The organism is Mycobacterium sp., from assembly GCF_036490025.1.
Classification (GTDB): domain Bacteria; phylum Actinomycetota; class Actinomycetes; order Mycobacteriales; family Mycobacteriaceae; genus Mycobacterium.
On sequence record NZ_DASXEP010000065.1, the window covers coordinates 22,098 to 28,825 of the forward strand.

Below are 6,728 nucleotides of genomic sequence, written 5' to 3' on the forward strand. Positions count from 1 at the left end.
CGTCGCCGGTTGTCGGCGCCGCCGAGGTGAATAGCGGTCAGACCGGCGGCGAGGCGCCGTCGCATCGAAGAAAGGGATGAGCAATGTTCGAAACGCCGCTGACCGTGGTCGGAAACATTGTCGGTTATGACGGGTATGCTGACCAGCATGGAAGCCGTGATCTATACCCGCGTGTCGCAGGACCGGAACGACGGCCGGTCTGTTGAGGACCAGGAACGGGAGTGCCGGGCCGAATGCAACCGGAAGGGATGGCCCGTCCGCGCCGTGTTCTGCGACAACAGCATCAGCGCATCGCGCTACGGCAACCGCCGTCCCGAGTGGGAAAGGTTGAAGACAGAACTCCGGCAAGGTGATGTTCTGGTCATGTGGGAGGCGTCCCGTGCAGCCCGTGACCTGGAGGAGTTTGTCAACCTGCGCGACCAATGTGCCGAACTGAGCGTGCCGCTGTCCTACGGCGGCAAGGTAATGGACCTCGCCCTGGGAGATGACCGCTTCGTCGCTGGCTTGGACGCTCTTCTTGCTGAGCGGGAATCGGAACAGATCCGGATGAGGGTTCTCCGTGGGAAAGAGGCAGGCGCTCTGGAGGGCAGGCCAGCGGGCCGCGTCCCGTGGGGCTATCGGATGGCATCGCCAGGAGTCTGGGAACCCGACGCTGTCGAAGCCCCGCGTGTCCGGGAAGCCGTGGAGCGGATATTGGCGGGGGAGTCGCATAACGCCGTTTACAGGTGGCTACAGACAACGGAGGGCTACATTCCGCCCACCCTCACGGTGATGTGCCGGAGCCTCCGCAAGCCGACGCTGGCCGGTCTGCGGGTCCACCGGGGCGAGGTTATCGGCAAGGGCAACTGGGAGCCGATTATCTCCGAGGCACAGCACACCCTGTTGCTGAGCCGCATGGACAGGAAGCGGAAAGCCTACGGTCATCTCGAGCGTCCCGGCCCGGAGCCGCAACACCTCTTGAGCCACATAGCCAAGTGCGGCACTTGTGGCAGCGGCCTGCCCTGGCGTCGGAACGTACACGGAACGCCCATATACGTGTGCCCCAAGTCGCATTGCAGCCGCAAGGCGGACCCGATTGACCAGGCGGTGGAGGCCGCCCTGTTCGACAGGCTTTCCAGGGTCGACCCGAAACAATTTGAGAGCGAGGACCCGGCCGTCGGTGAACTGTGGTCCAAGGTCGAAGAGTTGGAGCGGGAGCTTGAGGAATGGATCGAGATGGCCAAGGCCGGGGAGGTCTCGCCCAAGTCATTCGCCGAGATCGAGAAGGGCCTGATTAAGCGGCGGGATGGCCTGAAAGTGGAAGCTGTGCAACATGATCGGGGCGATGTGGACCTAGCTGACCTGCTGCAGAACTGGGCGGATACGCCGGTCAGGGAGAAGCGAGACATTATCCGTGGGTTCTTTACCATCACGGTCCATCCGGCTAAGAGAGGTCAGAAGGTTGGCCTTGGGGGAGTCGACATCGCGCCGCTTTGCGAACAGCCTGCGCACGAGTAGCCACTGTTCGTGGCTGATTTCGGGCTCTGGCCGGCTGCTCATGGCTCACAGCATGGAGCAGCGGACCGACTGTAAAACGGGTCTGGAACTGGTCCGAGGTCAGGGGCCTATTTTGCTCGCGACATCGCCGGATGCTCACGTATCCGACTCGATTGCAGCGCTACAGGACCGCGCGGATCCCCTTGAATGCGAACAGTTTCACAGTCACCCCCCAGGTCTACTGTGATCGTTAGATGTCGTTAGCCAACTCCCGAATCTGGAAGAAGGCGGTAGAATAGGAGATAGGAAAGCCATTGCCCGGCCGAGTATCCGGAACGTGCGGCATTGTGGCGCTTGGTTGCCTTCGCTGCGAATCTGAGGGGGTCGGATCGTAATGCCCCTGCCGGGCCACTACCGGAAGCAGCGGATAGCCAGGACTGAACGACGTGACAGGAAAGGCCAAGAGAGCTTGCGCCAAGCCGACTTCCGTCGTGGACGTACTGGTGATTGGGGTCTGAGCGAGGACCTTGCGCGAAAGGCTCTGAATCGCAACAAAGCTCGTCTTCTTAGCAAGTAAGCCTGATCAAGTTCCCCCGCGAGGGGGTCAGCCGGGTTTAGTCCCCCGGTCAGTGTCGCCCGTCCAAAGGGGCTTTGTTCCCGCGTGGGTAGGTTGAGCCGTTGTAGGCACTGAGAGCGCGAGAGTTGTTGCTGTGAATGACGACAGTGGCCGTCCAACTTCGTTTTTGAAGTCAATCAGATCGTCACGCGAGGACTGTCCATATCGGTGCCTGAGCAGTCGCAAGAGTTCGCGGTCGAACCCGTGCCCCGACCCCACGGGGCGGAAAAATCAGTTTCCAAATGCAGTTAAAGTCAAATAGGAGAACAAGATCGTGCAATTTAAGAACGAAGAGCTCTTGACAGTGGACGACGCGGCCCACGTGTTAGGCGTGGGAGTGCAGCGTATGTACAACCTACGAAGCCTGGGCGAGGGTCCGGTGTGCTATCGGAGAGGCCGCCGCTTGGCGTATCCCCGCAGTGGGCTGGTGGCGTACCTGGCACATGAACTGCAGGCAACGCTGAAGGGCGAGAAGGGAGTGTGAAGGCGCTGGCACAACTGGGCTCAACGTCGTGGCATAACTGGCACAACTGAGTCGAAAAGTGTTGCTGGACAATATGATTCGCGCATACAATGCTTGCTGCACCGGGAACATAACCCAGTTACCGGCCCACGTAACCAAAAGGACCAGCCATGAGCCAGACAGTTTCCCCCCAACGAGTGGCAGCTCCGCCGATAAGGGCACTCATCATCCGCGCTGACAACACCTACGAGATTCGCGAGGTCGAGCAGGATCTCAAGACGCTCCAGGGCATCGTCGGCGGCTACGTGGAAGACATCCCCACCCAGGACTGCGTCCTCTGGCGTGACGAAGAAAGCATGCTGAAGGACTACTCCGACAACACCCTCGCCACCTACCTCTGGTGGAACCTCTGCCCCCCGACGGAGGGCCGGGCCGTACTCCAGGGCACCCGTGTTTGTCACCGGGAATGCGGACGGGGAGGACGCGCTGCCGGTGCCAGACGATGTCATCGAATACTTCGAGCGGATGCGGGCGATCTACGAGGAACACAAGCATCTGGATGAGGACGAGTGAGCTGCGCCAGTTGTGCCATCGCGCCCCCTTGGCGCAGCTTGCACAACTGGACTCGAAGTCGTGACATAACTGGCACAGTGGAGTCGAATAATGTTGTCGGCCAATATAATTCGTGTGTACAACACGTGCAGCACCGGTAATGCACACCAGTTACCAGCCCCCATAACCAAGGGACAACCATGACCCGGACAGTCTCCTCTCAACGAGTGGCAGCCCGGCCCGTACGGGCACTCATGCCGCTGTCCTATAGGGCGGGCGCGTAACGCGCCGCTTGCCGCTATGACATGGGCTGTGCCAGTTGTGCCACCCTTCACCGTTGGCATAACTGGCACAGCGCCCTAGCGCAGGCCCTGAGAGCGGAGCAGGGCGTGGTCACGGGCGATGGCTTACTAAATAGGCGAATTGCAATTGCAAGGGTCGGGCTGATTTCGCCGGAGAGAGAGGGCCGGATTTGCACGGGGTGTCCGGCCAGATCGCGAGTTGGGGTCCCTCCCCAGGCAAAGAGGCGAGGGCACTCGCGCTTGATGCACGATCCTTGCCGAGTTGGGACTAGGCCGCCCTAGTTGTGCCCCGCTGTGCCACTTCGGATGCGTGGCACAACTGGCACGGCTGGCGATACGCGTGTCGCTTCGGGTTACTGCTCCGTGCTTAATATCAGTAGTAACAATTTTTGTTCTAGATGCGCGTATAGCCAATCAAGTGAGAGACACACCAGTCCAGGACTTCGGGATCCATCGCATTGGGTGCATCGATGAGGCCACGACGCAGTTCTTCGATGTTCGTGCCTGGCGGCGACTCGGTCAGGCCGTTAATGAATGCTGCCACCAACGTTGGCCATAGCGGGCTTCCCCACCAGTAGTTGGAGTTGAGGGAGCTATCAGCGTCAAACCACAAGACAAAGTCGGGTCCGCACTGGGACATCATGTCTCGCTGAGTGTCGATGACACTGTGCGCCGTGTCGACCCACTCGTCATACATTTCGCCGAAAAGGTCGGACACGGTGCGACGGCCGGCGACACGGTCAGGGTCGACCAAGGCATTGCCCAGCGCGTTCCAGTCGACCGCAGGAAACGGCCGTAGGTACTCGAGCACAAGTCGAGTGGTCGCCACGTTGGCAGCGAACATCTCACCATCCGAGATACGGGAGTCAGTTCCCCCTCCATGTGCGCTCTCTATTTCGGTGTTGCGCCATGCCCGTTGTGTTAGGCCGATTGCGGCCAACGGGAGCGGGTCAACCTCAGCCCCGTAGTGGTCTTGTACGTGCTTCCGCATCATCGGGATGGCTTGTGAAACCTCGGATTTCGTCAGCGGTTTATAGCGCGACATCGGCGTCACCTGGCCAGGACGATGCGTTCCAGGTCCAGCCTGGAAACTTCGCAAGACGCCGCTGGCGGCCAAATCCCCCCCCGATGCGAGCAATCAGGGGCGTGAGCTGTTATGGGGATCATTAAGCACTACCTTCGTTTTCGGCCAAGACCCGGTAGAGGGTGGCACGACTAACACCGAGCGTTGCCGCTACCGTCGTCACTGGCTCGCCGTTGGCATGCATCCGCCGCGCCAACGCCGCCTTGGCCTCGTCCAGTTTCTTGGGACGCCCGATGTGCTGCCCGCGTGCCCGACGCGCCTCCCGCGCCGCTGCCCGGCGCTCACGGCCAAGCTCCAGTTCAAGTTCGGCCAGGCTCGCGAGCACCCCGGCGACCATGCGCCCTGTGGCGTTGGACGTATCGATGCCTTCGCGCAGCGAGCGCAACACGATCTCGCGGTCGCGCAGTTCGCGAATCGTCGTCATGACTTCTGCGGCATTGCGGCCCAAGCGATCTATCCCGACCACGACGATTGCGTCACCGGGGCGTGCGTAGTCAAGCAACGCGGCTAGCCCGGGCCGCTGCTCCCGTGTCGACGTGCCAGACAGCTTGTCGCGGTAAACCCGCTTCGAGTCGACTCCGGCTGCGGTGAGCGCATCAAGCTGTTGGTCGAGCGACTGATGGTCGGTGCTCACTCTCGCGTAGCCGAGTTGAACATCTGCGGCGACGGCGGTGTCGGTCATGGGAAGAGCATGTCTTAAAACTCGCAGAAGCGCAAGTTATGAGACGACTCTTTTGACGCAACTTTTGAGACAGTGCGACGTGGGTTTTGTTCTGGTTCTCTGATACTCGTGACGACCGTTCCACAACTAAAGAATTGACACAGTCCCACCTGGATCGGTTGAGCGCTAAGAACGCCCAGGTCGACGTGTCTCTGAGCTTGAACTTGAGCTGGTCGAGAACGCCGCGCAGCGGCGGGTCAGGGCGTCGGACCACTGACGGCAGTTTGTGCTTCAACCGGGCCGATTTTGTCTGTCGGTGGGACGGAAGGGAACCTAGGAAATCCCCCTGCCATCCCCCCGTCTTGAAGTAAGCCCGAGAACCGGCCCCGGGGCCGTCTATGTACGGTTTGGGGAATTATGTCCGATTTAGTGGACGATATGTTCGGTTTGGTGCATGTCCTCTGGGCGAACCATTGGTTCGCGCAGATCGATACGGAAGGAACCGAATGAAGATCGAACTACCGAGGACGCGGCCAGACGAGGAGGAGCAATGAACAAGCTGGTCATTTGTGTTGTTGGGGTAGGCATTATCGCTGCCGGTGTGTCGGGTCACTTGAACGACGCAACGCTGCACAAGCTGGAACTTTCGTTTCGCAGCGACAGCTACCGCGACGGGTATAAACAGGTCGACAACCGACGTGACAATTGGACCGACGACGACAAGAAAGGTATGCGTGGCGCTGAGACGGGATCAATTTTCAGCGTGTCGCCGACGGCGCTGTGCCGAATTGCCATGGGTAAGTGGCAGATAAACCCTCCGGTCATAAGCGACTGGCTCGACGGTTGCTCGACCGCGCTGCACGACGATTTAGGAATGTGACGGGTCATGACAGCACGCCGCACATTGAGCCCGCGCCAGAAGCGGATCGTTGGCAGCGACGAGGTGAAGCGGGCCACCTCGGATGAGCAGGTCCGGCAAGCTCGTCCCGGGAGCGGAGACGTCCGAAGCCAGCTCGCCGCCGGAAGTTCTCGGCACTCTCATCCGTGACACCGTCAACGTGGCAGCCCGCGGCGAGCAACTCACCAAAACCACCGGCGACGCTATCCTTCTCACCCAGAAGCGCGTCGACGCTTTGGCGTCGCGGGCCCCCGGACTCATCGACCGGAGATTCCATGTCCTGAGAGGAAAGTCAGCCTCCGTGCAGGTCTTCCGCCTCGACCAAGATAACGGTGCGCGGGTCGACCTCACGAGCTAAGGGGAGGTGCATCATCCCTCTGCCGCGATCATCTTCGCGAGCCCGATGCTTCCGCTGCGGCTTTTGAGAAACCCACAACAAAAGTTTTGCGAACCTTATGCAGTCAGTTAAGCGGCAGGACAGGCACCCGGCTCAACCTGTGGACTGGGTGCGCCGTGTCGACTGCCAAAGACCCGCCAGTGTCTTCACGGCAGTGACATGATTGCGAACGTGCTGTCGGGACGCGATGAGGCCGGAACCTGTGTGGTCGTTCAGAGTGTCACGACCACCAGGTCAGTTGTTCGTCTGGTTGCGAAGGCGGCCGAGCGCCAGGGTTTC

At 60.5% G+C, this 6,728-nt stretch carries 6 protein-coding genes and 2 pseudogenes; 6 read left to right on the forward strand and 2 right to left on the reverse strand.

All coding sequences use genetic code 11. The annotated features are described in order from the left end of the window. The first annotated feature begins 147 nt into the window (after window positions 1-147). The 4 genes and pseudogenes from VGG53_RS07280 to VGG53_RS07285 all read left to right on the forward strand — a co-directional run bounded on the left by VGG53_RS07280 (window position 148) and on the right by VGG53_RS07285 (window position 3,128). Window positions 148-1,497 carry a recombinase family protein gene (locus VGG53_RS07280; protein ID WP_331517366.1) on the forward strand — a complete coding sequence of 450 codons (1,350 nt, stop codon included), beginning with the start codon at window positions 148-150 and terminating at the stop codon, window positions 1,495-1,497. Between the two features lie 899 nt (window positions 1,498-2,396). Continuing rightward, window positions 2,397-2,576: a helix-turn-helix domain-containing protein gene (locus VGG53_RS23985; protein WP_414688903.1), complete on the forward strand. Its 180-nt coding sequence runs from the start codon at window positions 2,397-2,399 to the stop codon at window positions 2,574-2,576. A 149-nt stretch (window positions 2,577-2,725) separates the two neighbouring features. Then, a pseudogene (locus tag VGG53_RS23990) lies at window positions 2,726-2,959 on the forward strand (DUF3846 domain-containing protein); the annotation flags it as partial. Between the two features lie 46 nt (window positions 2,960-3,005). Next, window positions 3,006-3,128: a hypothetical protein gene (locus VGG53_RS07285; RefSeq protein ID WP_331517367.1), complete on the forward strand. Its 123-nt coding sequence runs from the start codon at window positions 3,006-3,008 to the stop codon at window positions 3,126-3,128. Between the two features lie 675 nt (window positions 3,129-3,803). Here VGG53_RS07285 and VGG53_RS07290 read toward each other — a convergent pair. Then, window positions 3,804-4,253: a hypothetical protein gene (locus VGG53_RS07290; protein WP_331517368.1), complete on the reverse strand. Its 450-nt coding sequence runs from the start codon at window positions 4,251-4,253 to the stop codon at window positions 3,804-3,806. Between the two features lie 322 nt (window positions 4,254-4,575). Next, window positions 4,576-5,175, reverse strand: a complete 600-nt coding sequence (locus VGG53_RS07295; protein ID WP_331517369.1) for a recombinase family protein — start codon at window positions 5,173-5,175, stop codon at window positions 4,576-4,578. A 529-nt stretch (window positions 5,176-5,704) separates the two neighbouring features. On the opposite strand from VGG53_RS07295, the gene VGG53_RS07300 reads away from it, so the two are divergent. Together VGG53_RS07300 and VGG53_RS07305 are read left to right on the forward strand one after the other, a co-directional pair. Further along, a complete protein-coding gene (locus VGG53_RS07300; protein ID WP_331517370.1) occupies window positions 5,705-6,034 on the forward strand; it encodes a hypothetical protein in 330 nt (109 codons plus the stop codon). Between the two features lie 154 nt (window positions 6,035-6,188). Further along, window positions 6,189-6,410: pseudogene (locus VGG53_RS07305) on the forward strand (adenylate/guanylate cyclase domain-containing protein); the annotation flags it as partial. Window positions 6,411-6,728 lie beyond the last annotated feature (318 nt).